Raw genomic sequence first — 25,954 nt, 5'->3', positions numbered from 1 at the left:
GTGGTCACGCCGATTTTTTCCGCAATAGCGTATCAGTATAGCCGCGTTTATGTAGACTGCCGATTTCGTGCATCAGATCGATAGGTCTGTGCTGCCGCCGCGCTATGTTCTCAACCAGGCTCATGACGAAACACTCAGCTTCCGAGGCGTCGACAATGATGGCAGGTATCTCTGTTTCGCCAAGCATACGGAAGGCTTCAAGCCGGCCTTCTCCGCAGACAAGATCATAGCGCTGTGCTCCCGCATCGGACCGAGAACTAACGGTAATGGGTCTCTTCAGGCCAATTGCCTCGATGTTGGCAACGATCTCCCGATGAACTTTCTTATTGCGAGCTCGAGGATTGAGCACATTGATCTGTGCAATGGGGATCATCTCGATATGCTGATTGACTGACGAGGGCATCAGGCAGCCTCCGTGACGAGTTGTGGGCTCAATAAATCGTAGAAAAGGTCGAGAGAATCAAATCGATAACCGTCAATCGCGAGGCCGTTTTCTTCAGCGAGCCTCAAATTCTCTGAGGCTATATCAATACGCGGTAGAAGATAATAATCGAGCGGACTTCTGTTGGTCGTATCCATCCTGACCGCAATGGTAATGTCGGGTTGAAGACCTGTGTCAAAGCGTAGGTGCCATCGATAGGAGTTGGCGCGTGTGCGATGGCAGCGTGCGACAATGAATGAGATCGTGAGTTCGTCATTCACGGAAATGAGCTGAGTTTCCGGTGACGAAAGGAGTTGGCATCCGACCGCATTAAGACCACCAACGATGTCAGCTCGTACTTGAGGGTAAAGTGCCCGCAGATGGCGATTTATCTCGACGTACTCATAGTCCCTCTTTGGTGTGTAGCCGACCAGCTTATAGGCCTGAAGCAGGCTTCCGAACCGCGAGCTGTAGGCGCTGCTTGATGGCAGCCCTTCAGCTTCATCAATAATCAATCCGGAAAGGATGCCGGCGTCCTGACGCAGCTTTCGCAGTGCGTCCAACATCTCCTCGTCCGACAGGCGGAATGAACGTTCGCGAATGATGGTCCGAGCGGCGACGAAGATGCGTTGATCAACAATGGGCGGAAAGGCGTTGTCAGCGCGAATCCACATATCGGGATTGTTGTGGACCCGTTTTTTCTTCAGCTTGAATGAAACTCGGTTCCATACGTTATGTCCGATGTATTTCTCGTTGATCAGGATTTGGTGAATGCTACCTTTCGTCCAGGCGCGCCCCTGATCCGAGAGGATGCCTCGCGCATTGAGGTCGTCTGCTATCTGTCTCTCCGGGACAAGGTCTTCGACGAAGCGTCGGTAGATTTCTTGCACGATAGCCACTTCGTCGGCTGGCCCGTGGACCAGCACGACGCGATCGGTTTGCAGACTTTTGTGCTCGCCACGTGCAAGCTCAGCCTTAAAAGAACCGCTTTGATCAATGAGTGCGCGGCGAAAACCATAACCAGCAGGACCGCCCTGGCGATGGCCCAATTCGATCTGTCGACCCTGGCCGGCGAACACCTTCACCGAGAGCTCGCGACTGTATTCCCCCGCCATCGCACTTTTGACGCCCTTGATGATGGCAGCAATCGGGCTTCCATCATTTTCAAATTGCTCGGCGCAATAGTGGACGACGATACCAGAGCGTTTGCATATGTATTCGTAGTACGCGCTCTCGTCGGTGTCTTGAAACCGTCCCCAACGGCTGACGTCATAAACGAGTATTGCCTCAAAATCAGCCCGGCCACTCTCGACATCGGCGATCAGGCGTTTGAACGCGTCGCGGCCATCAACCCGTAGCCCACTTTTGCCCTCATCTGCGTATGTTCTGACGATATCAATCGCGCGAGCCGCGGCGTATTGACGGATCGCATCCGCTTGGTTCTGGGTTGAGTATTCTTGGTGATCGGTTGACATTCGGACGTATTCAGCCGCGCGAATGCGGTTCTGAGGCGGGGTGTTGTTGCCTGAGTGATGTTTTTCCTGTTCCGCCACGACGTCCCGTCCCCACCGGCTTCGGTTACGAGGAAACGCTAGGCGACACCTCGACTTCACCAACATGGGGCGGGCAGGGTCGCGCCTGTCGCCCCCGCGTTCATCAGTTTAGCTGTTGAGGAGCGGAAACATGTTTCCCAAAAAGGGCAAGGAATTACACGACAAACAGCCAATGCCTGACAAAGACAGGGAATTCAGGCAGGCCGTCGCGGCTGCCTTGAAGAACGAACTCGGCGCAACGCATCAGGCGGTCAAAACGGTTATGCGGTGGACTGGTGCAAGTGAAAGGACTGTAAAACATTGGTTTGCAGGAAGTTATGGGCCTAACGGCGGTCACCTGGTGTCCATTGCTCGCCACTCCGATGAAGTGTTGCTGTGTTTTCTCCAGGCGGCAGATCGACCGCACTTCTCGGTCGGTCTTCAATGGGCTCATATACGTCCCATCCTCGTAGACCTGCTTCGCGCAACCGATGTGTCCAATCCGCTGTGATGGTCGGCCTATCCCTCCAACAACGCCAGCCTCACCGCGCCTTCCAAAGAGCCTTCGCCATATTCACGGTTGAATTCGGATGAGATGACCACGGGCATACCCGGATAACGCAAATGCCGCTCAGGACTGTCATCATAGATTGAGAGGTCGAAAGGGAGTTAGGAGGATGGAGAACACAATAGATGGAGAAAACCAGTACCGTCTCTTACGAACATTTGCCTGATCATATTGGTGACAGGCCCTGCGTCCGCGTCAAGGCGGCCGTTCGGCCCCGCTGCGCGGCCAAGGCCTTGACCCTGCCGGCCGAGGCCTGTGAGGGGCTGGGAAGGGCAAATGGAGAGGTGGCGGCGGGCACGCCGCGGTGCCGTCAGAGGAAGTTCAGCGGTCCCGCTCCGGTTCTTTGCGATCATCGTCTTGCCGTTCGCGCTCGTCGCGGGGCTCGCGTGTCGGTGTGGCGGGTCCTTGCTCCGCTCTTCGTTGGGCTCTGGCGTTTTCGAGGGCGGCAGTCACCCAGTCGATGTTGTCTTCCTTGGAGGGCGGGCGGCGCTGCCAGCGGTCGACGGCTTCTGCCTCGTGCGACAAATCACACCTGATCTGAATGCGCTCTTGAAGATCCTCGATACGGGCGGTCACTTTCCCGAGATCAAACGATAGCTCCTGGAGCTTGCGATACCGTTCGCCGAGGTAGTCGACCCGGCGTCCGATCTCTGTGGTGTGGATTGCACCGTGCTCAGCGTGCTCGATTTCGAGGTCGATCGAGCCGATCTCATCTTCGATAACGGCTCGTTTCTCGTTCAGTGCCTTCAGGTGCTCGTCGTCGTCCATTGTGCCTCCCAAGGCGGGGACTACTGTTCCATATGATAGGCTGACGTATGCTCCGGTTGGCCGGCAATTTCCGCCACCAGAAAGGCGCGAAGGCGTTCCCCGGTCTGGAGATACCTGACCGCCCGCCGATAAAAATAGAGCGTATCCTGTTTCAGGTCCTCCGGTACGTCGGGGAGGGTTTCGGCATCCTGTTTCCGCCGTGCCCAGTAGGCTAGTCTGGCGCGGCGCTGCACCAGATCCTTTTCGAGCCATTCCAGTTCTGAACGAGTTTCCACACGCTCGTCTTCCAATAATTCTTGGATACAAAATGCAGAGCCGGAGTGTAATTTGATCATGTCGTGATGATTGGGTGGGCTTGCGAATATTTCAAGTACTTTTGAATAAATACGAGATGTATCTGGCATCGTCTTAGCAGACGGCATAAGCCTTCCCGTCGCGTTCAGCCTATCTAATTACCCTAAATCAATGCCCAGCTTCGTTGCTGCTTCTTTTTTCACATACGCCACGGCTAGATCGCGAATGATCCCCAGGGACGCGCCTCCGATTGCGGCGGCACCCTCTTTGGTCTTCTCCCAGACTTGGTTGCTCCGGATGACAGCGAGATAATCGTGACCTTGGTTCGTCATGCGATAGACCCCATCGCCAACCTGATGCAAAAAGCCTGCATCACAAAGCAGTTCGGCGTGTTGGTGCTTCTTCTCGTCTTCCGGTGACATGCTGATGTATGCCGGCGCGAGAAAATAGGGTTCATCCGAAGATTCAATGTCGAAGAGCATTTGCCGTATGTAGTCATCGTCGCGTTTCATTGCTTAGGGCTCGTAGTTGAACTACATCGATTATATGCCAGCCGAGTGCTTCGTCCCAATCCTCATTCGTCTAAAATTGTAATCTCGGGATAAAGATGCGACGGAGGGCACCGCGCAGCAACGGAAGAGAGTCGATTGGTCGCGATTCTGACCGGTTCTCGTGCCTATCTCTTGCACAGTTTCTTGCACATACACAGAAAAAACGAAAATTACGTATGTGAAATCAATATTTTACTGAATAAAATCAAGGACTTAAAATCCCTCGGCTGTAAGTCATGCGGGTTCGAGTCCCGCCGCCCGCACCAGCCCGATTTCGCGACGTTGCCTGCCCTGAACCTCTTGCCGCTCCCTGTGCTCCGCTCCCTGTCTGGGGGAACCAAACGGCGTCCCGCGCATTCTCTTCCTGCGTCATTGAACCGCCTCAGGAGGAGAATATGGGTCGAGGACTTATACTGTGGCTGGTGGGCATCCCCTTGCCCGTCATCCTGCTGCTCTGGGTGCTGGGTTTCCTGCACTGAGGCGGCGACGAAGCTTCCATATCAAAGCAGACAAGCAGGTGTTTGCGCGATACGCGGCCCGCCGGAAACGGCGGGCCGTTTTCGTCTCCGGTGCCGTTCGTTCGCGATGATGCGGCCCGTCTGTTTGCGTGCCGCGCTTTCCCACCTAATTCGTCGGTTCTTCGCTCTCTTCCTGCGGCTTGGGCGCATAGGCGGCGAAGGCCTCGTGCAGATCGGCGTAGCTGATGTTCAACCCGTGCGTGGTGATGCCGACGGGATGGAAGCCGAGTTTGCTGTTCAGCCACGCCATCATCCGTTTGAAGCGTGTCTTGATGAACGAGGTGATCGGCTCGCGGGAGACGACCGCGAAGAAGCGCAGGCCGAGCATTCGGATTTCCTTCACGTCCTCCACCACCCGCCAGGGAATCGTCTCGTCCGCGAGGCGCCGGTCGAAAACCCCCGCCTCGTCGATGCGCAGGACTTCGCGATCGTCCATGAGGCGGATCAGGTTGAGAAACGTCAAACCGACGAAGAAGAGAAAGGCGACCTGCGCCACGCCGAAGACGAAGGGATCGCTCGTCATCGCAAGAGCATAGCTGACGCCCGTGAAGACGAGACTGACGATCAGCAGGACTGTCAGTTTCTTGCGGTCGTATCGGGCGGAGAGGGTCATGACGGGTTCGATCTCAAGGTGTGTGGTTTCAGTGCCACACCCTAGCGGCACGCGTACTGGAAATGAAACGAATTCGCCTTTCTTCGGGCGGTTTCGCCGAGCATTCCGAACAAATGCCTGATGCTGTTGCGTCATCGCAATAGCGGCGGATCGGCGCACGGAAGGGTTGTACGCGCCAGACACCGCTGCGGGGTGTGCGACATTGACACAAAGATCAATTCGTCGTCTCTCAGGACCCTCACGCGCCTGCGCAGCGATGGAAGGGCGCCGCCTGACAATGGCGGGTTCGTGAGAGCGTGCCATGCCCTGGCACTTGGAAAGCGGGTTGCTCTAAACGGGAGTTCATTTCATGCGCAAATTCATTTTGCCGCTCAGCCTTGCCGCCGGCCTTGCCGTGCCGGCCGCGCTGTCCGGCCAGCCGGCCCTGGCCGCCGACACCGTCACTGTCGCCGTGACCGCCATCGTCGAGCATCCGGCTCTCGATGCCTGCCGCGACGGCGTGAAGGCGGCGCTGGAGGCGGCCGGCTACAAGGAAGGCGAGAACCTCAAGTTCATTTATGAAAGCGCCCAGGGCAATCCGGCGACCGCGACCCAGATCGCGCGCCAGTTTGTCGGCGAAAGCCCGGATGTGATCGTCCCGATCTCCACGCCCTCGGCCCAGGCGGTGGCGGCGGCCACCAAGTCGATCCCGATCGTCTTTTCCGCGATCACCGATCCGGTCGGCGCGCAGCTCATCAAGCAGATGGAAAAGCCCGGCGGCAACATCACCGGCGTTTCCGATGCGTCTCCCATCGCCGACCAGATCGCGCTGATGCAGGAGATCACGCCGGACATCAAGACCATCGGCTACCTCTACAATCCGGGCGAGGCGAATTCCGTCTCCACCTTGAAGGTGCTGACGGACGTCGCCGGCAAGGCGGGACTGAAGGTCGTCGAATCGACCGCGACCAAGACGGCGGAAGTGCAGCAGGCCATGCGCGCGCTCGTCGGCAAGGCGGATGCGGTCTACGTGCCGACCGACAACACCATCGTTTCCGCGTTCGAGGCGGCGGTGAAGGTGGCGCAGGAAAACAAGCTCCCGCTCTACGCCGCCGACACGGATTCGGTTCCGCGCGGCGCGCTGGCAGCGCTCGGCTTCAACTATTTCGACGTCGGCAAACAGACGGGCGCGAAGGTCGTCCAGATCCTCAAGGGCACCCCCGCCGGCGATATCGATGTCGAGGTCGCCAAGGGCACGAACCTCGTCGTCAATCCGGCGTCTGCCAAAAAGATGGGCGTGACTATTCCCGATGCGGTGATCGAACGCGCCTCCAAGGTGGTTGAATAGCCGGCTTTGGCCGCTTAAACCGGGAAACCGTCGCGCCATTGGGGCGCGGCGGTTTTCTTTTTCGGGCAGGATTGCTCCACTTCACCTCAAATCGCGGAAAAGACCGTGACTGAAATCGCCTTCTGGGGGGCCGTCGAACTCGGCCTCGTCTACGCCTTCGTCGCGCTTGGGGTCTATCTCGCCTTCCGCGTGCTCGATTTTCCCGATCTCACCGTCGACGGCTCGATGCCGCTGGGCGCGGCCACGTCCGCGGTCCTGCTCATTCACGGTGTGAACCCCTGGCTGGCGACGCTGGCCGCGATGGGGGCAGGCGCGGTGGCGGGCATCGTCACAGCGACACTCAACGTGCGCTTCAAGATCCTGCACCTGCTGGCCTCGATCCTCACCATGACCGCGCTGTTCTCGATCGACCTCAGGGTGATGGGCCGACCGAACGTGGCGCTGCTGACCGAAGACACGGTGCTCACGCCGTTCTACGGGCTGGGCATGCCGGACTATTACGTGCGTCCGGCCTTCTGCTTCGTGCTGGTGGTGATCGCGGTGGCGCTGGTCGCGTGGTTCCTGCGCTCCGAGTTCGGCCTTGCGATGCGCGCCACTGGCGCAAATGCGCGCATGGCACGGGCGCAAGGGGTGCGCACCGACCTGCAAATCTATGTCGGCATGGCGCTTTCCAACGCGCTTGTCGGGCTGGCTGGCGCACTGTTCGCCCAGACCAACGGTTTCGCGGACGTGACATCGGGTGTCGGCACGATCGTCGTCGGGCTGGCGGCGGTGATCATCGGCGAGACCCTGCTGCCCAGCCGGCTGGTGACGATCGCGCTGATCGGCGCAGTGATCGGCTCGGTGGTCTATCGCATCGCGGTGCAGCTCGCGCTTTCGGCCGACGTGATCGGCCTCAAGGCCTCCGATCTCAATCTCGTCACCGCCGTCCTCGTGGCGATCGCGCTGATTCTGCCGCGGCTTCGCAAGAAGGGGAGGGCGGCATGATCCGCGTCTCGCATCTGGGCGTCACCTTCAATCCCGGTACGCCTTTGGAAAAGCGCGCGCTGAACGGCGTCGACTTCACCGTCGAACCGGGAGAATTCGTGACGCTGATCGGCTCCAACGGGGCTGGCAAGTCGACGCTTCTGGGCGCTGTGGCCGGCGACGTGATGGCAAGCGAGGGATCGATCGTGATCGGCGAGACGGACGTCACCCGCCGGGCGGCGGCACGGCGCGCCGGTCTCGTCGCCCGCGTCTTCCAGGACCCGCTGGCGGGCTCGTGCGGCACGCTGTCGATCGAGGAGAACCTGGCGCTGGCGGCGGCGCGTGGGCGCAGCCGGGGGCTCGCCAGCGCGCTTTCCAGATCGCGCCGCACGCTGTTCAGGGAGCGCATCGCGGAACTGGGCCTCGGGCTTGAAAACCGGCTGGAAGACCAGATGGGCCTTCTGTCCGGCGGCCAGCGGCAGGCGGTCTCGCTTGTCATGGCAACGCTTGCGGGCTGCGAGGTCTTGCTGCTCGATGAGCATACCGCCGCGCTCGATCCGCACATGGCGGCTTTCGTTCTGGAACTCACCTGCCGCTTTCAGGCGGAACTGGGGCTCACCACGCTGATGGTTACCCATTCGATGCGCCAGGCGCTCGATGCCGGTACGCGCACGGTAATGCTGCATGAAGGCAGGATCGTGCTCGACGTGAAGGGCGATGAGCGCAAGGGCCTCGGTGTCGACGATCTCGTCGACATGTTCCGCAAGGTGCGTGGACAGGAAATCGAGGACGACGCGCTGTTGCTGTGACGAGAGCGCTTTCCGACCAAGCGGAATCATTTGGTCGACAAGAAACCGCTCCAGATCAATACCTTGAGCATATTCCGATCCGATTGAATAAATCTGATCGGAATATGCTCAAGCGTTATGCGCGCCGTTGCGTGTGACGGTGCGACGCGCTATCGGAAAGCTCATGAAACTCCCTCCTCTCGTCCCTGGACGTCTGATCAAACGCTACAAGCGCTTCCTCGCCGACATCGAGTTCTCCGACGGCTCGATGATCACGGCCCATTGCGCCAACCCCGGCTCGATGATGGGGCTCGCGATGCCGGGCAGCAGGGTCTGGCTGTCCGTTTCCGACAATCCCAAGCGCAAGCTCTCCCATTCGTGGGAACTGGTGGAGGTGGGCGGCGTGCTGGTGGGGGTTTCCACCGCGAGGCCCAATGCCCTGGTGGAAGAGGCGATCCTCGTCGGCGCGATCGCGGAGCTTTCCGGCTATGCGACGCTCCGGCGCGAGGTCAAATATGGCAAGAACTCCCGGGTCGACATCCTGCTGGAAGACCCGGAACGGCCAACGGCCTATGTCGAGGTCAAGAACGTCAACCTGATGCGCGAACCGGGCCTTGCCGAATTCCCCGACGCGGTGACCGCGCGCGGCGCCAAGCATCTTGTCGAACTCGGCGACATGGTGGCGGCCGGGCATCGCGCGGTGATGGTCTATCTGGTGCAGTATCCGGGCGCGGAACGCTTCGCGCTCGCCCGTGACATCGACCCGGCCTATGGCGAGGCGTTCGATATCGCCCGTTCGCGCGGCGTGGAAGCGGTGGCGATCGTGTGCGAGATCACGCAGGACGAGATCCGCGCGGCAAGGCCGATCCCGGTTCTGGGTTAGGCGGCACGGCGGCGCTTATCGCAGCGTCTCGCCTCACCTCACATCGCTTCCTTGATGCCCGCCCTGATCAGCCACCAGTTGACCGGATAGGCGGTGGCGAAGCCGCACAGCATGGCGATCTGCATCATGAACCAGAACTCGACCATGCCGGACGAGAGCGTCACGCCGAGCACATGCGCGAAAAGCCAGAAATGGGCGATCGCCATGAAGCCGTACATGCCGATCTGCCATGAGGTCAGCGACAGGGCATCGGCCTTCACTGCCTCCTTCAGTCCCTCGCCGACCGAGAGCCCGCGCATTGGCTTGATCGCGAAATACTGGAAGGCGATGCCGATGGCGAAGGCGAGGATGAAATCCAGCACCCAGACGGCGAAGATCTTTTCCGAAAACAGGGTGTGATAGCCGAACCAGACGGCGACGGCGGGAAACAGGGCGACGAGCGGTTCCGCGATAATGTCGCCAATGGTGCAGCCGGCGCCGCAATGGCTGGCGCCCTTGCCCACTGCAACCGCGAAGGGGGTATCGGAACCATGCTGGTGATGGTCATGGCCGCCGTGCCGGTGCGCCGCCATACGGCTTTGCGTGGCCGACTTTCCGTAGCGATAATAGCCCCACAGCGCCATGAGCGATGCGAACAGCGCGACCACGGGCCAGACGAGGTTCATGATCCACATGTGCTGCGGGTCGCGAACCTCGTCCACGGCGATGATCACGCAGCACACCAGGCCGAGCGCGAGGGAGATCAGGGACAGGGCGTGAAGCCAGAGCGGGACGATAGACGTGTCCAAGGTCATTGGGCTCAACCGTCCCATCCAGCCTTTTCGGGACGGTCGTGAGCGATGACCAGGAAGGAAACGAAGCCGAGAACGGCGGAGGCAAAACACAGGGTTGAAAGCCAGTCGTAAACCATCGGGCAGGGTCCTTCCGTTCGAAGATCGTGACCCTTACCCAACGGCTCCGCGTGTAATCGGTTCCCCGAGGCGAAACGTTCGCCTTTACCCGATCAGGCTGCCCTTCTTCTGCAGGACGACGATGCGGGTGTGCGGCGGGACGCGTTCGTAGAGATCGCAGATGTCCTGGTTGATCAGCCGCACGCAGCCCGACGAGACGGCCTTGCCGATGGACGCGACCTCGGGCGTTCCGTGCAGACGGTAGAGCGTATCCTTGCCGTTTTCGTAGATATAGAGAGCGCGCGCGCCTAGCGGATTGTGCAGGCCGGGTTCCATGCCGTCGGCGTATTTCTTTAGCTCCGGCTGGCGCTTGATCATCTCCTTGGGCGGCGTCCAGGTTGGCCAGGGGCGCTTCCAGGCGATCTCGGCGCGTCCGCCCCAGGAAAAGCCGGCCCGGCCGATGCCGACGCCGTAGCGCACGGCCTTGTCGTCCTTCATCGTCAGATAGAGGAAGCGGTTGGGCGTGTCGACGATGATCGTGCCCGCCGGCTCGGGGGAGGTGTAGTTCACCACCTGACGGTAGAACTTCGGGTCGAGCTTGTTGAGATTGACCGCGGGAAGCGGAAACTGCTCATCGGGCTTGGCGGCATAGATCGTCTTCGGATTGGTTTCGATCGGCGGATTGGCGGCGAGATTGAGCCCCGAGCCGTTACCTGTGGTCTGGCAGCCGGCGAGCGCGAATGCGGAAGCCGAGACGATGAAGCTGCGTCGGGTCATGGACATGACGGAAATTTCCTGAATTCGACCCGGCCGTGCGCCACTGCGCCGGTTTCCTGGGCCGTTGGGATTTCAACCGTTTATGGTTAACGGAGTCTTTATTCCGGCACGCACGCGGCGCTTATTCCCCATGAATTGGCTCACAGAGTGGCCAATAGAATGGGATCCCTGACGGGGGCAATGCGCGGATCTGCGTGTTTGGCCGGGAAACGCGGTCAGGCGCGCGGCGGGGGCGTGGCGACGCCGAGGGTGTATTCCTCGGGGGCGAGCAGAGCCGCCATTTCCAGCGCGATCACGCGATTTGCGCGCGCGGCGCCCGACGGGGCGGGGGAAAGCGTTGCATCCAGGTGGAGAAGCCGCGGGCAGGGGCGATCCGTTCCCGTTCCCCCCGTCTGGCCGGTCTGAACGCTGCGTGCCGTGGTTTCGACGCGCGCGACGATCCGTTCCTGCGGCGCGGAGGGCAATTCGTTGGTCTGCTGACGCAGAACGTGGCTTTGCTGCCATGTGCCCGTGACAACGGCGGCCACCAGCAACAGGGTGGCGAAGACATGCAGCGCAAGGCGGATGGATCGGGATTTCATGGAGGTGGTGATACCAACGGGCGGCGAAAGACGAAAACGGAGCGTGATCACGTTTGCGTCACTGGGGATGTCGAGTGCGCTGGGCCGGAGCCGGGCGCGCGGGTGTTCCGCCGGCGCTCCCGACCCGCTCAGCCAAACCAATCCAATCGAATTTATGGGGCCACACCTAGAGCATATTCCGATCAGATTTACTCAATCTGATCGGAATATGCTCAAGATACTGATCTGAAGCGGTTTCTTATCGACCAAACGATTTCGCTTGGTCGGAAAGCGCTCTAGCCCTGGGTATCCTTGGTCAGCGGCGGCTGGAAGGTGAAGCCCATGTCCCACGGGAAATAGATCCACGTATCCTGCGAAACCTCGGTGATGAAGGTGTCGATCTGGGGGCGGCCCTTGGGCTTGGCGTAGACGGTGGCGAAATGGGCCTTGGGCAGCATCTTGCGCACGACGGCGGCGGTGTTGCCGGAATCGACCAGATCGTCGATCACCAGAACGCCGGCACCCTCGCCGCCATCGAGCCCGATGACCTCGGGGTCGATCGGCTTGATCACCTCAAGCGAGCCCTGGTCCTTGTAGTCGTGGTAGGAGGCGATGCACACCGTCTCGATATTGCGGATGCCGAGCTCGCGCGCCACGATCGCAGCCGGCACGAGGCCGCCACGTGTGATGCACACGATCGCCTTCCATTCGCCCTGGCTGGCGAGCCGCCACGCAAGTGCGCGTGCGTCGCGGTGAAACTGCTCCCAGTGAACGGGAAAGGCCTTTGGCTGCCCCTGTTCCATCGGTCTTGAACCTTCCTGTGATCTGTCTTGTCTTGGTTGTTTGTATCAGGCTTCGGCGCGAAGGCGCGCGAGCGCTTCCTCGATTTCGCCAACGACACGCTCCAGGAGCGCCTCGTCACGTGAACGGACCACCAGTTGGGTGGAGTAGGTCTTGCCGTCATATTGCGGATAGGAGCCGATCGCGACACCCGTATGGGCGTCCTGGATGCGGCGCAGGTCGTCGGCGACGCGGCCTTCGGCCATGTGCGCCTCGATTGCGCGCGAAAGGACCAGCCTGCCATGCGCGAGCGTGGGGCCGAGCGCCTCCAGCATCGCCTCGAAGACGGCGGGCACGCCCGCCATGACATGCACGTTGCCGATCTTGAAGCCGGGGGCCTGGGAAACGGAATTGGGGATCAGGCTCGCGCCGTCGGGAATGCGGGCCATGCGCATGCGCGCCTGGGTCAGGTCGGCATTGCCGTAGCGCGCCGACAGCAGCGCCACCGCTTCGGGATGAAAGTCGATGCCAACACCGAAGGCGGCAGCGATCGCATCGGCGGTGATGTCATCGTGGGTGGGGCCGATGCCGCCGGATGTGAAGACGTGGGTGTAGCGCGCGCTCAGTGCCCTGACCGCCTCCACGATGCGGCCGGTCTCGTCGGGTACGATGCGTACCTCGGCCAGATCAATGCCGTGCGCGGTCAGGAAATCGGCGAGATAGCCGATGTTCTTGTCCTTCGTACGCCCGGACAGGATTTCGTCGCCGATGACGACGAAACCCGCCGTCACGATGTCGTCGTCAGCCGAATTCGCGGCCTCGCCCATTTTCCGTCTCCTGATCGTCAGGCCGGATGTCTTAGAACAACTTGACCGCCGTGGGAAATAGGCGCGGACAAAAAGTTGCTCGCGGCGGGAAAAGCCGTCGCACAGGCTCCGTGGCGGGAACCGTTCACGGGCGCCAGTCGTAGATCCAGTCGAAGCGCGATAGCAGCCGCGTGCCGCTAAGGTAGCGAATGCCGGTGTCGCGCAGGAAGGCCATCATGCCCTTCATGTGATAGGTACGGGCATTGTCGCGGGCCGTGCGCATGACGCGCTCCACCCGGTCCTTGCGGGCGCGCTCGTAAGCCAGCAGCGCCTCGTCGACATCGGGGTCGTTGGCCAGGCAACGCGCGACGACGTAAGCGTCCTCGATCGCCATCGCCCCGCCCTGGGCCATGAAAGGCAACATCGCATGGGCGGCGTCGCCAAGCAGCGCGATGCGTCCCTCCGCCCAGATCGCGCCGGGGCCGATATCGCACAGCGCCCACTTGAGCCAGTTGTGCGGGTGCTCCAGTAACCGCCGGGGCTCCTGCGGCCAGTCCTTGAAATAGCCCAGAACCTCGTCGCGTTCGGCCGGGGCCGACCACGTTTCCTCGTGCCAGTCGCTTTCCACGATGGCGACCAGGTTGATCTCGCGTCCGGCGCTGATGGGATAGTGAACGAGATGGGATTTCTCGCCCATCCATAATCCGGTGAAGCTGGCCAGGTCCGGCGCCGCTTCCACGGGCACGGTGGCGCGGAAGGCGACGCGACCGGAATAATCGGCGGACGGCAGCCGCAGCAGGCGGCGGCGTACGGTGGACCAGACGCCATCGGCCGCGATCAAAGCTTCGGCACGATAGCTGGAGACGCCTTCGCTGCCCTGGATCTCGACGGTGATCCCGTCCTCGTCCTCCTGCGCGTCGGCCACGGCCATGCCGAGATGGATCTCGATGCCGGGACGTGAGCGCGCGGTCTCCGCAAGGCCGGCGTGCAGATCGCCGCGGTGAATCACCGCGTAGGGTGCGCCATAGCGATGCCTGGCCGTTTCGCCGAAGGGCACGCGGCCGACGATGCCGCCGGCGCGTGCCGAGCCGATGCGGGTCGCTTCCGGGTAGACCATCGCGGCTTCCGTCGCGGGTATGGCGCCAAGTTCGTCCAGCACACGCCAGGCATTGGGCGAGATCTGGATGCCGGCGCCGACTTCGCCAAGCTTGTCCGAACGTTCCAGAACCAGGACCGAAAAGCCGACACGCTCGAGCGCCAGCGCGGCTGTCAAGCCACCGATGCCGCCGCCGGCAACGACAATGCGCCGTGTGGGGTTGCTGGCCGCGGACGCGTCATTCTCCTCGTCGGGAGAACCGTCAGGCCCGGGGCCCCGTGTGCTGGGGCTTGTCATGGCATTCCGCGACTATTCCGCGGCCTCCGCCGGCGCCCACAGGCAGCCTGCCGGGTCCGAGACGCCGGGGGCAAGTTCGGCGTCGTGAACGTAGTGCGTGGAGCAATAGGGACAGACGATGGACGCGTCGGCGCCCATGTCGAGGAAAACATGCGGATGATCGAACGGCGGCGTCGCGCCGATGCACATGAATTCCCGTGCGCCGATCCTGATGGTTTCTACACCGCCGTCATTCTGGAAATGGGGAATGACCTGATCCGCCATGGTGTCGATCCAATCTCATCTGCTGGTTGTCGGCGCGACAATAACGAGCCGATTGTCCGATTGGTAGAGGTATTTCGCGTCAAGACGCAATGCCGCTGCATTGCCGTTCCGGTTCCCTGGCGCTTGCCTCGGCTTACACTTGCGTCTCTTCTCGTTGCGTTCTCCCTCTTTCCCCGGCGGGTTCGAGGCCCTAGTGTCGTGTTCCGCACATTGTGTCCTTTACGTAAACGTCAGATCATCATGCCCTTATTCAATTCCGACGAAATCGACATCGCCTATCTCGACGAAGGGGAGGGCGAACCGATCCTGCTCATCCACGGCTTCGCCTCCAACAAGGACGTCAACTGGGTCCATACGGGCTGGGTCGGTCTGCTCGTTCAGGCGGGCCGGCGCGTTATTGCGATCGACAATCGCGGCCACGGCAAAAGCGCCAAGATCCATGATCCAGAAGCCTACGGCGCGCCGATCATGGCGGAGGACGCCCGCCGTCTGCTGGACCATCTGGCAATCCCGGTCGCGGACGTGATGGGCTATTCCATGGGGGCTCGCATCACCGCCTTTCTGGCGCTTAATCATCCCGAGCGGGTGCGGCGCGCGATTTTCGGCGGGCTTGGCTATGGCATGGTCACAGGGGTGGGGGATCCCGAGCCGATCGCGCAGGCCCTGGAGGCGGTGTCAATCGAGGACGTGGCTGATCCGGTGGGGCGGTCGTTTCGAAAGTTCGCGGATCAGACCGGTTCCGACCGTGGCTCGCTTGCCGCCTGCATGCGCTCCTCGCGCCAGAAGATCAGCGAGCAGGATGTGGGCCGCATTTCGGTGCCCGTGATGGTGGCTGTGGGCACGCGCGACGAGATTTCGGGCTCCGCGCAGAAGCTCGCCGATCTGATGCGCGATGCCCGCGTCCTCGATATTCCCCGGCGCGATCACATGCTGGCGGTGGGCGACAAGGTCTACAAGCAGGGCGTGCTCGATTTTCTGGAGGAGACGGCGTGAATTTCGCGGGAGGAGAACAGGTGAGGGATGTGCGTCAGAGGACGCTCGATCTGGAAGGAGCGGAAGGCAACCGGCTCGCGGGCGACGTCTATGATACCGGCAAGCAAGGCGCGCCGGTGCTGCTCGTCCATGGTGGGGGACAGACGCGCTATTCGTGGGCGGGAACGGCGGAGCGGCTGGCGCGCGATGGCATGAGTGCCATCGTCATCGACCAGCGCGGCCATGGCGAAAGCGACTGGGTGGAGGGCGGCCACTACCGGTTCCGCGACTATGCCGCCGATATCGTTGCCGTGGCGGAGGCGATCGGGCGCGACTTCGGCGCCGCGCCTGTCGCGATCGGTGCCTCGCTCGGCGGCATCGCCTCCACGCTGGCGCAAGGGGAGCGCGCGCAGGGTGTGCTGCGGGCTCTGGTGCTGGTTGATGTGGTGCCGCGCATGGACCCCGAAGGCGTCGGCCGTATCACCGGCTTCATGGCCGAGCGCATGCACGAGGGCTTCGGTTCCGTCGACGAGGCGGCCGATGCGGTCGCCGCCTATCTGCCCAACCGCAAGCGGCCACGGTCCACGGAGGGGCTTCGCAAGAATCTTCGGCTGCACGAGGACGGCCGCTATCGCTGGCACTGGGATCCGCGTTTCCTGATGGGAGCGTTCAGCGTCAACTCCACCGCGCTCGAGGACATGAGGCGGATGGAGGAGGTGGCACGTGGTTTGACTATTCCCCTCCTGCTGGTGCGGGGCGGCAGTTCGGAACTCGTCCCGGAGGAGAGCGCGCGCCATTTTATGGAACTTGTTCCGCATGCGCGCTACTGCGACGTGACCGGTGCGGGCCACATGGTGGCGGGCGATCGCAACGATATCTTCGCCGATGCCGCGATCGATTTCATCCGCTCGCTCGGCGCGAGCTGATCGCGAAAAGTGCCAGCGGGAGAGTCGCTTAAGCGGTTCCTCTCATGCCGCCGACAGGCCCCTGCAAAATGATTCAGGATGGCGTGAGCGTGCTCTCGGGAGGCGAAAAACGCGAGTCCGCGGAATCGGTTGGCTCACGAACTTAACGTCCAGTTTACCATGCTTTCCGGCCGCTCGCGGCGGTTGCGCGACGAGCGCGGATCGCACTTGTCGGAGAAACCTGAGTCTTGGGAATCGCTTATGCGGATTTGCTGATGCGATTTCTTCAGGGTCAGAACTTCGCAGACTGATTCAAGCGATTGAAGCTCTGAATCAGGTTCATGTCCGCCGGATAATCAGCCACTAAATTCTATGCCGAAGTGGTTAGCGTCCGGTGAACACCGGGTCGCGGCGCTCCAGAAAGGCGCTCCGGCCTTCGGCGAAATCGGCGCTGTCGAAACAGGCGTCGGTGAGCGCTTCGATGGCCGACCAGTCTGCGTGTGAAGGATCGCCTGTCACCCCGTCGATAGCGGCCTTGGCGGCGTGCTGGGAGAGGGGGGCGTTGGCGGCGAGCGTTCGCACATAGGCGCGCGTCACCGCCTCCAGATCATCCGGCTCGCTCAATCGCTCGATCAGGCCGAGGGACATCGCTTCGCCTGCCTCGATGCGGCGCGCGGAGAAGAACAGGTCCTTGGCGCGGGCCGGGCCGATCAGCTTGACGACGTCGCGCACGGCGCTTGCGGGATAGCCGACGCCAAGCCGGGCGGCGGGGATCGCGAAGCGCGCATCGGCGCTCGCAAAGCGCAGGTCGCAGGCGACCGACAGGCCGATGCCGCCGCCCATGCAGAAGCCGCGGATCATCGCGATGGTGGGCTTGGGGCAGGCGCGCAGCGCATCGAAGGCGGCCGAGTTGGTGTCCTCGTAAGCGCGGGCGCTCGCCGCGTCCTTGCGCACTTCAGCGAACTCCGAAATGTCGGCGCCGGCGACGAAGGTCGCCTCTCCGGCCCCGCGCAGGACGATGACGCGCACCCGCTCGTCGGCGGCAAGATCGGCCACGGATTGCGGCAGCGCGCGCCACATGGCGAGATTGACCGCGTTGCGCCGGGGTTCGTTGTCGATGATCAGCCAGCCGATGGGCGGCTCCACCATGATGGCGATGCGGCCCGCTGTGGCCTGGTCCGGTTCGGTCCGGGAACCGGAAAACGTGGTTTGGGAAGTCTTCATATCGCCGCCATATACTCTTCAACGTGTCGCCTTGTCTTCATAAGGCGGCAGCGACGCAGGGGAAAAGGCAAAACAGCACCGTGCCGCCCCGTACCTTCGGACGATTTACGGCGCAGGTGGCAGAGCACAATCTCACCATGAGGGGGTGGTAACGATTTTCCTATTTCGCCGGCAGGCTGGTTTTCGCGATACCGGCCCTATGTTAGGGAAATGATCCGTTCCCGCCGGGGAGGGCGCGAAGGGATCGTTTCGCGGGCCATGGTATCGGCCGCCAAGCCGCCTGACAGCGCGGCCGGATGTAATGGTGCCGAATTTCGCGATCGCACGAGCAGGTGTCGGACAAGCCGCATCTGGTCAACCAGACTGGGTATGAGGAACAGGGCATGAGCCAGTCCACCCGTTTTGCCGCCACGCCTGAGCTTGCGAGCCACGACCCGGTCTGGGACCGCATGCGGGCAGAAGCGCAGGATATCGTCGAGCGCGAGCCGGAGCTTTCCGGCTTCCTGCTGGAAAACGTGCTCAACCACGCCACGCTCGAGGATGCCGTCGTCCACCGTCTGGCCGACAGGCTCGACCACCCGGCGCTGTCGGGCGCGCTGATCCGGCAGACCTATCGTCAGGCGCTCGGAGACGAACCGGTGCTGGGGGAGATCTTCCGGGTCGATATCATGGCGGTCGTCGACCGCGATCCCGCCTGCGATCGTGTTATCGAGCCTGTGCTCTATTTCAAGGGGTTTCACGCGCTGCAGGCGCACCGTCTGGCCAACTGGCTGTGGCGGCAGGGGCGGCAAGACTTCGCCCTCTACCTGCAGTCGCGCACCTCGGAAGTGTTCCAGGTCGACATCCATCCGCAGGTGCCGGTGGGGCGCGGCATCTTCATCGACCACGCGACCGGTGTCGTCGTCGGCTCCACCGCGGTGATCGAGGATGATGTCTCCATCCTGCAGGGCGTGACGCTGGGCGGTACCGGCAAGACAGACGGCGATCGTCATCCCAAGGTGCGTCGTGGCGTGTTGATCGGCGCGGGGGCGGAAATCCTCGGCAATTTCGAGTTGGGGCACTGCTCGCGCATCGCTGCCGGCTCGGTGGTTCTGGCGCCTGTCCCGCCCAATACCACGGTTGCCGGCGTGCCGGCGCGCATTGTCGGAACGTCTGGTTGCGCGGAGCCTGCGCGCTCCATGGACCAGCTCTTCGGTGAAAAGCCTGAAAAAGACGAGTCCTGAGGGTTGGCAAGGGGCCTGTGTCATGATGTAGACCCGGGGTAGGCGCGCCGGCGCGATGTTGGCGCCGCAAGACCCTTAAGGAGAGGCACCTTGAAGCCAGACGAGATTCGCAAGCTCGAAGCCTATCTGAAGAAGACGTTCAACGTGCCGGCGCTGCAGGTGCGAGCACGGCCGCGAAAGGATGACTCGGCCGAGGTCTATATCGGCGAGGAATTCATCGGCGTGCTCTATCGCGACGATGAGGACGAGGATCTAAGCTATAATTTCCAGATGGCGATCCTGGAGATCGATCTGGAATGAAGCCCGCTCGCGGGGGTTCCCCGCGTGCCCTGTGGCGTGGCGGTACCGGGGCTGTCCGGGCCGTCAGGTTGCCTCGCGTCCGCCGCAGGATGGGCTTTGCCTGTTTCCGGTGCTCCGCGACGCGTCTGGAGCGGTTTCTTGTCGATCAGACGGGTCCGTTTGACCGGAAAGCGCTCTAGCGGCTCGCGCCGCGCGCGCGGTCGCCGGCCACCAGGAAGCCCTTTGCCAATTGCATGACGGAGCGATCGAGGCGTCCCCAGTCCGCCAGCCGGGCGCGCGGGAAACGGTAGGTCAGCGTCAGGCCGGGAACGAGGGGCACCCGGCGCAGGCAGGTGGCCTCGGCCACGTTCCATTTCTGGCAGCGCGCGGCAAAGGGTGTCTGCGACCCGGTGCGTAGCGCCGTCGCCTCGTAGACGATCTCCTCGCTCGCGAACGCGCTGGATGTGGTGAAAGCGCGGGCGAAAAGTCCTCCGGCGACGGGATAGATCTCGGCGCGCAAGGCATCGCCGTTCCCCTCGCTTTCTCCGGCAAGCGCCGCATTTCCAGCATTTGTCACCGTCGAACTGCCCTCTTCCAGCCAGATCCGGATCAGCGACTTGTCGCCCTCGTAGAAGAGCGCGGCGGAGCTTTCATCGTATCCCGACAGGGTCGGCCAGCGCAGGGTGAGGTCGAGCCGCTCCTGTTCGCCGCCGGCACGTTGATCGGCATCGGCGACCATATTGGCCGGCACGCGCAGCCGGTGGCCGGCGAGGGAAAGGTGAACGGGGCGGGTTTCGGCCGTCCAGCGCGGGGGCGTTGGTGGAACGTGCGACAGGGTGGCGACCCTGTCCGCGATCATCGCCGCGCCGGCGAGGGCCAGCAAAACCGTCAGTGCGGGCAACTTCCAGCGGCTGACGGGAATCTCGTCGGGGATGACCAAAGGCGTGCGACTGCCGCCGACCGGCGCAATGGATTGCGTCCCGATCCGGTGCGTCAGTCCCGTTTCGAGACGCGCGAGCAATCTGTTCATGCCGCGTTGGCCACTGTTTTTCGCCTGTTTTTTGCCTTTTGGGCAGGCATGGCTCTTGCTTAACGAGTCGTAAACGTCGAGTTTGTCCGAGTCGACTTTGGCTGTTCAGCGTTAACAAGAGGTAAACGCCGTGCTCACGCAAGCGCTCATCGCGACCTATGCGGTCTGTATCGGTTTCGTGCTGGCCGGCCTGATCGGAAGTTTCTTTCAGCTCGTGACCGATCGTCCGCCCAATTTCGATTTCGGGGCGCGGTCGAGCCTGGCCTTCGTCTGGGGCATGGTCATGTGCATCCTGGCTGGCCCGTTCATCATCATGCGCCAGGCGATTCGCGGGCGCCGGATCGAGCGGCGACCGATTGGCTGGCTGGTGGCGAGTTCCACCATCGCAGGCATGTGGAGCCTTTTTTCCGGGATACTGATTCTCAACCTGATCTTTGTCGCGCTGACCTGACCTCAGCCGGGGGCGCGCAAGCCGGCCGTGCGTTTGAAATGTGCTGGCGGGCAATAACGGATCTCGATGAACAGTGGGCGGGAGCGCATGGTCTCCCGCAGGGGGGCCGGCCCGCCTTGGGGGAGGCGGGCCGGCCTACGCATAACCGGTCTGGGGACGGGACGGGGGAAGCGACCTGGTTATGCGGTTCCGTGATCTTCCGGTTTCGTATGTACCCGGCGTCCGGCGGCCCGTCCCAGGCACCGCATCGCCGTCTTGTTTGCGTCAATCAAAGCCCGTGTCGTCGCTCCGCAGGCGCCGGGGCGACACGAATGTGCTCTAGCGAGGGATACTCGCGACCGCGCCGACGCGATCGTCATTGATGGATGTCCACCGCCCCGCATTGGTCTCCGACTGACGCTTGATGTAGCGATAGGGCGTGTTGTACCAGGGCAGAACCGCCTCGATCTGGTTGTCCAGGACCAGATCTCCGCGATCGGTGCGCACAGTCAGCACCGCATGTCCGTCACCGTCTGTTCCGCGCGCCACCGTGATCAGAAGCGACGAGGGCGACCAGCCGAGACCGATCAGGATCCGCCGCTTCAGAAGCGCGTAATCCTCGCAGTCACCGGCGTTCTTGGGATAGGTCCAGACCTCGGCCTGGTGATAGAGCTCTTCGTCGGATACCGGCTTGATCCTGCGGTTGACCTCGGCGTTGACTTTCAGCAACTCGTCCCAGCGCGCACGGCTGAGCGGCATGAGCTGAGGCCGTTTGGCCGTCACCCCACATTCGTTGCGCCAATGTCTGCAGAATTCGATGTGTCCCAGCGGCGCGGACGTCGCGCCGGTGATCGGCATGAAAAGCGCGGCCCCCTCGGCGGCCTTGCCATTCAATGTCAAACCGACACTCAACGCAGCCACAATAACGGCCGCAAATATATATTCCCCATACTTCATGTCAAACCATCCCCGTTTGATTGGTTTGACACTAACAGTCTTGTTTTTATGTCACGCTAAGCTTGAAGCTAGAAGTAGATGAGAGTTTTATGAGAATAAAATGTGACTTGTATTCGAATTTTATTCGATATTGATTCAAATTTTAACGACCGGAGGACAGCGAAAGGCATTTGTGCGGCGGGCGGAAGCGGACGCCAACCCGTGCGGGGAACGCAAGTGTGGGCGCGGGAAAAAAGGGCGTTTCTGGCAGAAACGCCGGTCAGGTGCTGTTGACGGTGGAGATGGTGTAGAAATACGTAGTTTAAATTCTGAATTGATAGAAATGACATTGAATTATATTACGTATAATACGCGGTAACTTAATACTACACTTTATTTATCTTGATGTGTTTCTTTAATTTATCTGGAATTGGAGCCATCGACATGCCCCGGATCGCGCGCCTGCCACTCGCATGGAAAATCATCATCCCGGTCTTGCTGATTTTCGCCTTCTCTATCGGTATCGCCACGCTCAGCATCAGCACGCTCTACGAGGAGATGCTGAATGAACGCAACCGGAGCATTCAGAACATCACCAATACGGCCGTCGGCATTGCGGCGGAGTACAACAGGCTCGCGCAAAAAGGCGAGATGACGGTTGAGGAGGCGCAGGAACGGGCCAAGCGCGCCATTTCCAGCATGCGTTATGACGGAGACAATTACGTCTTCGCGTTCGACTACGATGGCAACACCATCATTCACGCTTCACCCAAGCTCATCGGCAAGAACATGCTGGGGCTCGTCGACAAGAATGGCGTGAAGGTTGTCGCGGACCTGATCGGGCTCGCCAGGAATGGCGGCGGTCTGCTCAGCTACCTCTGGCCCAGGGCGGGCGAAGAAAACCCGGTTCCGAAATTCGGCTGGGCGTCGCCTTTCGCGCCATGGCAATGGGCGATCGGCACGGGCGTCTATATCGACGATCTGACCGCGGCCTTCTGGCGGCAGGCGGCGCTCATCATGGGCATTGCCATTTCCGGTGCGGCGATCGCGCTGGGCGTCGCCTTCTCGATGCTGCGCAGCATCACCCGGCCGATCGCGGCGCTGACGTCGAGCATGGATACGCTGGCGGGAGGCAACAGCGATATCCGGATCGGCGGGACCGAGCGCCCCGATGAAATCGGCAAGATGGCCAAGGCCATGCAGGTCTTCGTGCACAACGAGCAGACGCGCAAGCAACTGGAAGCCGAGCAGCACGAGCAACGCGAACGTCTTGCCCAGCGCGGCGCGGAGATGCAACGGCTGTCGGCGGCCTTCGACAGCCAGATCACGGAGATGATGCAGGTCATCGAGGCATCGGTTTCCCAGCTGCGCGATGCGTCCAACGAAATGACAGCCGGTGCGCAGCGTACGACCGAGCAGAGCGAACGTGTCGCCACGGCTTCGGAGCAGGCGGCGGGCAACGTGCGCACCGTGGCTGCGGCGGCAGAAGAACTGTCGGCCTCCATCAGCGAAATCCGCCGGCAGGCGCAGAACTCCTCCGACATCGCTTCGCAGGCGGCGCGCGAAGCCGGTAGCACGCGCCAGCGCATGGACGGGTTGAACGACGCGGCCACGCGTATCGGTGAGGTCGTGACGCTCATCCAGGCGATCGCAGAGCAGACGAACCTGCTGGCGCTCAACGCCACCATCGAGGCGGCCAGAGCCGGCGAAGCGGGCAGGGGATTCGCCGTCGTGGCGGCGGAGGTGAAGGAGCTGGCCAGCCAGACCTCCAGGGCGACGGAAGAGATCTCCAGCCAGATCAGCGCGATCCAGAGCGAGACGACGATGGCGGTGGAGGCGATCTCGTCTGTGTCGGGCGTCATCGACAATATGAACGAGATATCGGCCTCTATCTCCGCTTCCGTCGAGGAGCAGGGGGCGGCGACGTCCGAGATCGCCACCAGCGCGGTCGATGCGTCGAGCGGTACGACAGAGGTGACGGAAAATATCGGGTCGGTGTCCAGCGCCGCCGAGATGACCCGGCACACGGCCCAGGCCGTCGATACCTCTGCCCGTCAGCTTGAGGAGAATGCCCGCAAGCTGCGTTCGGAGGTCTCACAGTTTCTGGAAAGGGTCCGCCTGAACGACGCGGCCTGACCCGGCCGCACACGACGTTCCCCAAGACGCATATCGGCCGGCATCGCGCAAGGGTGCCGGCCGATACGCGTTGAGGCGCGGTGTCGGACGTGTTGGCCAGTCGGGTTGGCCAGTCGAATTGGCCAGGCGGGCGTTGGGAGGATTGTCGGCCGACCGGGTGCCCGGTCAATTGGCGCGTGAGCTGAGCGGGTCGCGGTTGTCGGGTGTGTTCGCGAAACGGCGCGCGAGCCCGGTCTCAGGACGATTATGTTTCGGGCAGAACCCGGTTCAGGAAATCTGGTCCTTGACGATGTTGATGTCCTGAACGGCGGCGAATTCCACCGCGATGCCTTCCTCGGTGTGGCGCACGACGCGCGCGCGCATCTTGCCCAGGATGATCGGCGTGCCGATGGCCGGCTTGACTGTGGTGGCCAGTGCGGCGCCCGAAAGCGACACGTCGATGACGCGGCAGGTGTAGTCGCGACCGTCGGCAAGCTCGATGCGCGAAACGGAATTGTCCGGCGTGAAGCGGTCGTGCCGGCGATCTTCCGGCAGGTTCAGCTCGTGGCGGTTGGCGAGCCAGGTGAGCTGGTTGGCGAGCTTGTCGCGCTTGCGCGGGGTCGCATTGACGGTCATGGCGAAGCCGCCGTCGAACGTGCGCACGACCTTGCCCTCGATGCGGCCGATATGGTCGATATAGGCGATGATCCGCTCGCCCACCTGAGCGATCACTGGCGCGACGACAGCAGCGCCGCCCGGCGACATGTTGATCACCTGACAGGGATATTCGCGCTTGTTTTCCAGCATGAAGCGCCCGAGCAAACTCACCGTCACGCGCTGGAACCGACGCTTGTCCGGCTTCTTGCCGGCAACGAACTGCGCCATGCGGTTGCTGGTCTGCGTTCCTGCCGCCTCTTGGGCGAGAGTGGCTTGAGCGGGCGCCATCTGGGAAAACTCTCCTGTTCGACCGCCGCTCCGTGTGCGCGTATGGGCGTTCGCGTTCGCTAGCCTAGAAGCAGCGACGTTAACAACCGGTTAGATCGTGGCTGAATATCGTCAATAATTGGCAATTTGGCGCGCTTGCCCGCGGGCCGGCGCCGGGGCGTCGGCTGTAACGGGGTTACGGCGTTGTGCCATTGTCAATATTGCGCGCCGGGTCGGGCCTGGCGTTCTTCCCGTCGCGCCTGTGCCTCACTCCGCCGTGTGGCGGGCTTCGGGTTGGCTCTTGCCGCCTTCGTAGACGGTCAGATGACCGACACGACGATAGGCGAGACGCTGGGACGGCGCGGTGATGATGGAGTGGGCCTCGCTGCCGGCGTTCACCTTGCGCAGGAAGAACGGCTGTTCGTCCGGCCAGATCAGGCGCAGACTGGAGATCGTCTGCTTGACGACGGGATGAATGCCGATCCAGTACGGCTTCGTCATCGTCGTGCAGCTGCCCAGGATGCGGGTGTAGCCTTGGTCGCGCATGCGCAGCGGCAGAAGCAGGATCTCCATGTCGACCGTCTGGCCGCGATCGGTGCGGCCTTCAACCCCGAGCACGGCGGCGGCCGCATCGCTGGTGATGGCCTGCAGCATGGTGTCCATCGCCTCGCGGTCCTTGCCTGCCCACAAGCGCAGGAAGTCGCGTCCCTTCAGTTCGCGGCAATAGGCGGCGCACATGCGCGTTCCCGCGAGCCGGAAGCGATACGATTCGTCTTCCGCGGCTTCCAGAATGAACGTGTCGCCGAGAACCGTGCGGATGTCGCCCGGCTCTATCGCGCTGCGTTCCGGCGCCGGCTTGGACCCGCGAAGCTGGTTCCAGTAGTCATAAAGCGCCTGCGTCGTGGCGTGTTTCATTGCTCGATGCCTCACCCGGTATCCATTTCATTTCGCCACTTTTCGTCCGGTGTCCCGCTAGGCTGTCCCGGTCTGAGCCGGGTAAGCGTTCATCGTGGGACTCGGTGGCGGTCCGAAATGGTTAAGAGCAGGTTACATGCCAGCACCGTTTTGGACATCAGAAGCCTCGAGTTTACCTGTTATTATGGTTAACTTTCGGGGACAGTCTGTGGACAGTGTGGAACCCTCGATGTGCTTTCGCGATTGTTTCGCCGAACAAGCGCGCCTATGTGGGCAGGAAGAGCGCTTTCAAAACAGATAGT

The 25,954-nt window shown here is 62.0% G+C and carries 29 protein-coding genes; 11 read left to right on the top strand and 18 right to left on the bottom strand.

Annotation, left to right across the window (positions count from 1 at the left end; all coding sequences use genetic code 11):
• Nucleotides 1-4: 4 nt before the first annotated feature.
• Both C8N35_RS24425 and C8N35_RS09915 read right to left on the bottom strand, forming a co-directional pair.
• Nucleotides 5-403 carry a ParB N-terminal domain-containing protein gene (locus C8N35_RS24425; RefSeq protein WP_342753493.1) on the bottom strand — a complete coding sequence of 133 codons (399 nt, stop codon included), beginning with the start codon at nt 401-403 and terminating at the stop codon, nt 5-7.
• Nucleotides 403-1,974, bottom strand: coding sequence for a recombinase family protein (locus C8N35_RS09915; RefSeq protein WP_281261774.1), 1,572 nt, complete (start codon nt 1,972-1,974; stop codon nt 403-405). Before C8N35_RS09915 ends, C8N35_RS24425 begins: the two co-directional genes overlap by 1 nt.
• 130 nt (nt 1,975-2,104) lie before the next feature.
• Here C8N35_RS09915 and C8N35_RS09910 point away from each other — a divergent pair, with 130 nt between their 5' ends.
• Complete coding sequence (locus C8N35_RS09910) at nt 2,105-2,464, top strand: hypothetical protein (protein ID WP_107989510.1); 360 nt, start codon at nt 2,105-2,107, stop codon at nt 2,462-2,464.
• A 378-nt stretch (nt 2,465-2,842) separates the two neighbouring features.
• On the opposite strand, the gene C8N35_RS09905 is transcribed toward C8N35_RS09910, so the two are convergent.
• The 4 genes from C8N35_RS09905 to C8N35_RS09890 form a co-directional block, all read right to left on the bottom strand.
• Nucleotides 2,843-3,289 carry a hypothetical protein gene (locus tag C8N35_RS09905; RefSeq protein ID WP_107989509.1) on the bottom strand — a complete coding sequence of 149 codons (447 nt, stop codon included), beginning with the start codon at nt 3,287-3,289 and terminating at the stop codon, nt 2,843-2,845.
• A 20-nt stretch (nt 3,290-3,309) separates the two neighbouring features.
• A complete protein-coding gene (locus C8N35_RS09900) occupies nt 3,310-3,711 on the bottom strand; it encodes a hypothetical protein (RefSeq protein ID WP_245926744.1) in 402 nt (133 codons plus the stop codon).
• A 30-nt stretch (nt 3,712-3,741) separates the two neighbouring features.
• A complete protein-coding gene (locus tag C8N35_RS09895; RefSeq protein ID WP_107989507.1) occupies nt 3,742-4,095 on the bottom strand; it encodes a DUF2513 domain-containing protein in 354 nt (117 codons plus the stop codon).
• Nucleotides 4,096-4,758: 663 nt separating this feature from the next.
• On the bottom strand, nt 4,759-5,265 hold the full coding sequence (locus tag C8N35_RS09890; protein WP_107989506.1) for an STM3941 family protein: 507 nt from the start codon (nt 5,263-5,265) through the stop codon (nt 4,759-4,761).
• A gap of 349 nt (nt 5,266-5,614) precedes the next feature.
• On the opposite strand from C8N35_RS09890, the gene C8N35_RS09885 reads away from it, so the two are divergent.
• The 4 genes from C8N35_RS09885 (at nt 5,615) to sfsA (ending at nt 9,229) form a co-directional block, all read left to right on the top strand.
• Complete coding sequence (locus tag C8N35_RS09885; protein ID WP_107989505.1) at nt 5,615-6,592, top strand: ABC transporter substrate-binding protein; 978 nt, start codon at nt 5,615-5,617, stop codon at nt 6,590-6,592.
• 105 nt (nt 6,593-6,697) lie between these two features.
• Nucleotides 6,698-7,579, top strand: a complete 882-nt coding sequence (locus C8N35_RS09880) for an ABC transporter permease (protein ID WP_107989504.1) — start codon at nt 6,698-6,700, stop codon at nt 7,577-7,579.
• Entirely contained in the window at nt 7,576-8,367 is a 792-nt protein-coding gene (locus tag C8N35_RS09875; protein ID WP_107989503.1) for an ABC transporter ATP-binding protein, read from the top strand. Before C8N35_RS09880 ends, C8N35_RS09875 begins: the two co-directional genes overlap by 4 nt.
• Before the next feature lie 163 nt (nt 8,368-8,530).
• On the top strand, nt 8,531-9,229 hold the full coding sequence (gene sfsA, locus C8N35_RS09870) for a DNA/RNA nuclease SfsA (protein ID WP_107989502.1): 699 nt from the start codon (nt 8,531-8,533) through the stop codon (nt 9,227-9,229).
• Nucleotides 9,230-9,267: 38 nt separating this feature from the next.
• Here sfsA and C8N35_RS09865 read toward each other — a convergent pair whose 3' ends face one another.
• From C8N35_RS09865 to C8N35_RS09835, 7 genes are all read right to left on the bottom strand, one after another.
• Nucleotides 9,268-10,023, bottom strand: coding sequence for a DUF4396 domain-containing protein (locus C8N35_RS09865; protein WP_107989501.1), 756 nt, complete (start codon nt 10,021-10,023; stop codon nt 9,268-9,270).
• 201 nt (nt 10,024-10,224) lie between these two features.
• Complete coding sequence (locus C8N35_RS09860; RefSeq protein ID WP_107989661.1) at nt 10,225-10,896, bottom strand: L,D-transpeptidase; 672 nt, start codon at nt 10,894-10,896, stop codon at nt 10,225-10,227.
• A gap of 215 nt (nt 10,897-11,111) precedes the next feature.
• Nucleotides 11,112-11,477 (bottom strand): hypothetical protein, encoded by a 366-nt coding sequence (locus C8N35_RS09855; RefSeq protein ID WP_146177366.1) that lies wholly within the window; start codon nt 11,475-11,477, stop codon nt 11,112-11,114.
• Between the two features lie 275 nt (nt 11,478-11,752).
• Nucleotides 11,753-12,259, bottom strand: a complete 507-nt coding sequence (gene gpt / locus C8N35_RS09850; RefSeq protein WP_107989499.1) for a xanthine phosphoribosyltransferase — start codon at nt 12,257-12,259, stop codon at nt 11,753-11,755.
• 45 nt (nt 12,260-12,304) lie between these two features.
• The gene (locus C8N35_RS09845) at nt 12,305-13,063 is read right to left on the bottom strand and encodes a competence/damage-inducible protein A (protein WP_107989498.1); all 759 of its coding nucleotides are present in this window, start codon (nt 13,061-13,063) and stop codon (nt 12,305-12,307) included.
• Nucleotides 13,064-13,187: 124 nt separating this feature from the next.
• Nucleotides 13,188-14,435, bottom strand: coding sequence for an FAD-dependent monooxygenase (locus C8N35_RS09840; RefSeq protein WP_107989497.1), 1,248 nt, complete (start codon nt 14,433-14,435; stop codon nt 13,188-13,190).
• Nucleotides 14,436-14,447: 12 nt separating this feature from the next.
• Nucleotides 14,448-14,699: a zinc-finger domain-containing protein gene (locus tag C8N35_RS09835; protein ID WP_107989496.1), complete on the bottom strand. Its 252-nt coding sequence runs from the start codon at nt 14,697-14,699 to the stop codon at nt 14,448-14,450.
• A 240-nt stretch (nt 14,700-14,939) separates the two neighbouring features.
• Between C8N35_RS09835 and C8N35_RS09830 the strand changes: the two genes are divergently transcribed.
• A complete protein-coding gene (locus C8N35_RS09830) occupies nt 14,940-15,692 on the top strand; it encodes an alpha/beta fold hydrolase (RefSeq protein ID WP_107989495.1) in 753 nt (250 codons plus the stop codon).
• Nucleotides 15,689-16,597 carry an alpha/beta fold hydrolase gene (locus C8N35_RS09825; protein ID WP_245926743.1) on the top strand — a complete coding sequence of 303 codons (909 nt, stop codon included), beginning with the start codon at nt 15,689-15,691 and terminating at the stop codon, nt 16,595-16,597. Before C8N35_RS09830 ends, C8N35_RS09825 begins: the two co-directional genes overlap by 4 nt.
• Before the next feature lie 363 nt (nt 16,598-16,960).
• Here C8N35_RS09825 and C8N35_RS09820 read toward each other — a convergent pair whose 3' ends face one another.
• A complete protein-coding gene (locus C8N35_RS09820; protein ID WP_107989494.1) occupies nt 16,961-17,800 on the bottom strand; it encodes an enoyl-CoA hydratase in 840 nt (279 codons plus the stop codon).
• A 383-nt stretch (nt 17,801-18,183) separates the two neighbouring features.
• On the opposite strand from C8N35_RS09820, the gene cysE reads away from it, so the two are divergent.
• Both cysE and C8N35_RS09810 read left to right on the top strand, forming a co-directional pair.
• Nucleotides 18,184-19,023, top strand: coding sequence for a serine O-acetyltransferase (gene cysE, locus C8N35_RS09815; protein WP_107989493.1), 840 nt, complete (start codon nt 18,184-18,186; stop codon nt 19,021-19,023).
• A gap of 90 nt (nt 19,024-19,113) precedes the next feature.
• Nucleotides 19,114-19,323, top strand: coding sequence for a DUF3126 family protein (locus C8N35_RS09810; RefSeq protein ID WP_107989492.1), 210 nt, complete (start codon nt 19,114-19,116; stop codon nt 19,321-19,323).
• A 175-nt stretch (nt 19,324-19,498) separates the two neighbouring features.
• On the opposite strand, the gene C8N35_RS09805 is transcribed toward C8N35_RS09810, so the two are convergent.
• Nucleotides 19,499-20,332 (bottom strand): hypothetical protein, encoded by an 834-nt coding sequence (locus C8N35_RS09805; RefSeq protein WP_107989491.1) that lies wholly within the window; start codon nt 20,330-20,332, stop codon nt 19,499-19,501.
• Nucleotides 20,333-20,462: 130 nt separating this feature from the next.
• Between C8N35_RS09805 and C8N35_RS09800 the strand changes: the two genes are divergently transcribed.
• Nucleotides 20,463-20,783, top strand: a complete 321-nt coding sequence (locus tag C8N35_RS09800; protein ID WP_107989490.1) for a DUF6949 family protein — start codon at nt 20,463-20,465, stop codon at nt 20,781-20,783.
• A gap of 318 nt (nt 20,784-21,101) precedes the next feature.
• Here C8N35_RS09800 and C8N35_RS09795 read toward each other — a convergent pair whose 3' ends face one another.
• Nucleotides 21,102-21,719, bottom strand: a complete 618-nt coding sequence (locus C8N35_RS09795; protein WP_170122062.1) for a transglutaminase-like cysteine peptidase — start codon at nt 21,717-21,719, stop codon at nt 21,102-21,104.
• A 423-nt stretch (nt 21,720-22,142) separates the two neighbouring features.
• Here C8N35_RS09795 and C8N35_RS24360 point away from each other — a divergent pair, with 423 nt between their 5' ends.
• Nucleotides 22,143-23,834, top strand: coding sequence for a methyl-accepting chemotaxis protein (locus tag C8N35_RS24360; protein ID WP_107989489.1), 1,692 nt, complete (start codon nt 22,143-22,145; stop codon nt 23,832-23,834).
• 267 nt (nt 23,835-24,101) lie between these two features.
• On the opposite strand, the gene C8N35_RS09785 is transcribed toward C8N35_RS24360, so the two are convergent.
• Both C8N35_RS09785 and C8N35_RS09780 read right to left on the bottom strand, forming a co-directional pair.
• Nucleotides 24,102-24,698 (bottom strand): PilZ domain-containing protein, encoded by a 597-nt coding sequence (locus tag C8N35_RS09785; RefSeq protein ID WP_107989658.1) that lies wholly within the window; start codon nt 24,696-24,698, stop codon nt 24,102-24,104.
• A gap of 306 nt (nt 24,699-25,004) precedes the next feature.
• A complete protein-coding gene (locus tag C8N35_RS09780) occupies nt 25,005-25,652 on the bottom strand; it encodes a PAS domain-containing protein (RefSeq protein WP_107989488.1) in 648 nt (215 codons plus the stop codon).
• Nucleotides 25,653-25,954: the final 302 nt, after the last annotated feature.

The sequence above is a fragment of the Breoghania corrubedonensis genome (assembly GCF_003053845.1).
GTDB lineage: Bacteria > Pseudomonadota > Alphaproteobacteria > Rhizobiales > Stappiaceae > Breoghania > Breoghania corrubedonensis.
This window is presented reverse-complemented; position numbering and strand designations above follow the sequence as displayed.

What these genes read in the sequence shown, in the direction of transcription:
- C8N35_RS09835 (WP_107989496.1), bottom strand. Translation starts at nt 14,699, where the DNA reads ATGGCGGATCAGGTCATTCCCCATTTCCAGAATGACGGCGGTGTAGAA.
- C8N35_RS09910 (WP_107989510.1), top strand. Translation starts at nt 2,105, where the DNA reads ATGTTTCCCAAAAAGGGCAAGGAATTACACGACAAACAGCCAATGCCT.
- C8N35_RS09845 (WP_107989498.1), bottom strand. Translation starts at nt 13,063, where the DNA reads ATGGGCGAGGCCGCGAATTCGGCTGACGACGACATCGTGACGGCGGGT.
- C8N35_RS09875 (WP_107989503.1), top strand. Translation starts at nt 7,576, where the DNA reads ATGATCCGCGTCTCGCATCTGGGCGTCACCTTCAATCCCGGTACGCCT.
- gpt (WP_107989499.1), bottom strand. Translation starts at nt 12,259, where the DNA reads ATGGAACAGGGGCAGCCAAAGGCCTTTCCCGTTCACTGGGAGCAGTTT.
- C8N35_RS09900 (WP_245926744.1), bottom strand. Translation starts at nt 3,711, where the DNA reads ATGCCGTCTGCTAAGACGATGCCAGATACATCTCGTATTTATTCAAAA.
- C8N35_RS09820 (WP_107989494.1), bottom strand. Translation starts at nt 17,800, where the DNA reads ATGAAGACTTCCCAAACCACGTTTTCCGGTTCCCGGACCGAACCGGAC.
- sfsA (WP_107989502.1), top strand. Translation starts at nt 8,531, where the DNA reads ATGAAACTCCCTCCTCTCGTCCCTGGACGTCTGATCAAACGCTACAAG.
- C8N35_RS09855 (WP_146177366.1), bottom strand. Translation starts at nt 11,477, where the DNA reads ATGAAATCCCGATCCATCCGCCTTGCGCTGCATGTCTTCGCCACCCTG.
- C8N35_RS24425 (WP_342753493.1), bottom strand. Translation starts at nt 403, where the DNA reads ATGCCCTCGTCAGTCAATCAGCATATCGAGATGATCCCCATTGCACAG.
- C8N35_RS09805 (WP_107989491.1), bottom strand. Translation starts at nt 20,332, where the DNA reads ATGAACAGATTGCTCGCGCGTCTCGAAACGGGACTGACGCACCGGATC.
- C8N35_RS09780 (WP_107989488.1), bottom strand. Translation starts at nt 25,652, where the DNA reads ATGAAACACGCCACGACGCAGGCGCTTTATGACTACTGGAACCAGCTT.
- C8N35_RS09860 (WP_107989661.1), bottom strand. Translation starts at nt 10,896, where the DNA reads ATGACCCGACGCAGCTTCATCGTCTCGGCTTCCGCATTCGCGCTCGCC.
- C8N35_RS24360 (WP_107989489.1), top strand. Translation starts at nt 22,143, where the DNA reads ATGCCCCGGATCGCGCGCCTGCCACTCGCATGGAAAATCATCATCCCG.
- cysE (WP_107989493.1), top strand. Translation starts at nt 18,184, where the DNA reads ATGAGCCAGTCCACCCGTTTTGCCGCCACGCCTGAGCTTGCGAGCCAC.
- C8N35_RS09830 (WP_107989495.1), top strand. Translation starts at nt 14,940, where the DNA reads ATGCCCTTATTCAATTCCGACGAAATCGACATCGCCTATCTCGACGAA.
- C8N35_RS09840 (WP_107989497.1), bottom strand. Translation starts at nt 14,435, where the DNA reads ATGACAAGCCCCAGCACACGGGGCCCCGGGCCTGACGGTTCTCCCGAC.
- C8N35_RS09885 (WP_107989505.1), top strand. Translation starts at nt 5,615, where the DNA reads ATGCGCAAATTCATTTTGCCGCTCAGCCTTGCCGCCGGCCTTGCCGTG.
- C8N35_RS09785 (WP_107989658.1), bottom strand. Translation starts at nt 24,698, where the DNA reads ATGGCGCAGTTCGTTGCCGGCAAGAAGCCGGACAAGCGTCGGTTCCAG.
- C8N35_RS09865 (WP_107989501.1), bottom strand. Translation starts at nt 10,023, where the DNA reads ATGACCTTGGACACGTCTATCGTCCCGCTCTGGCTTCACGCCCTGTCC.
- C8N35_RS09895 (WP_107989507.1), bottom strand. Translation starts at nt 4,095, where the DNA reads ATGAAACGCGACGATGACTACATACGGCAAATGCTCTTCGACATTGAA.
- C8N35_RS09890 (WP_107989506.1), bottom strand. Translation starts at nt 5,265, where the DNA reads ATGACCCTCTCCGCCCGATACGACCGCAAGAAACTGACAGTCCTGCTG.
- C8N35_RS09905 (WP_107989509.1), bottom strand. Translation starts at nt 3,289, where the DNA reads ATGGACGACGACGAGCACCTGAAGGCACTGAACGAGAAACGAGCCGTT.
- C8N35_RS09795 (WP_170122062.1), bottom strand. Translation starts at nt 21,719, where the DNA reads ATGAAGTATGGGGAATATATATTTGCGGCCGTTATTGTGGCTGCGTTG.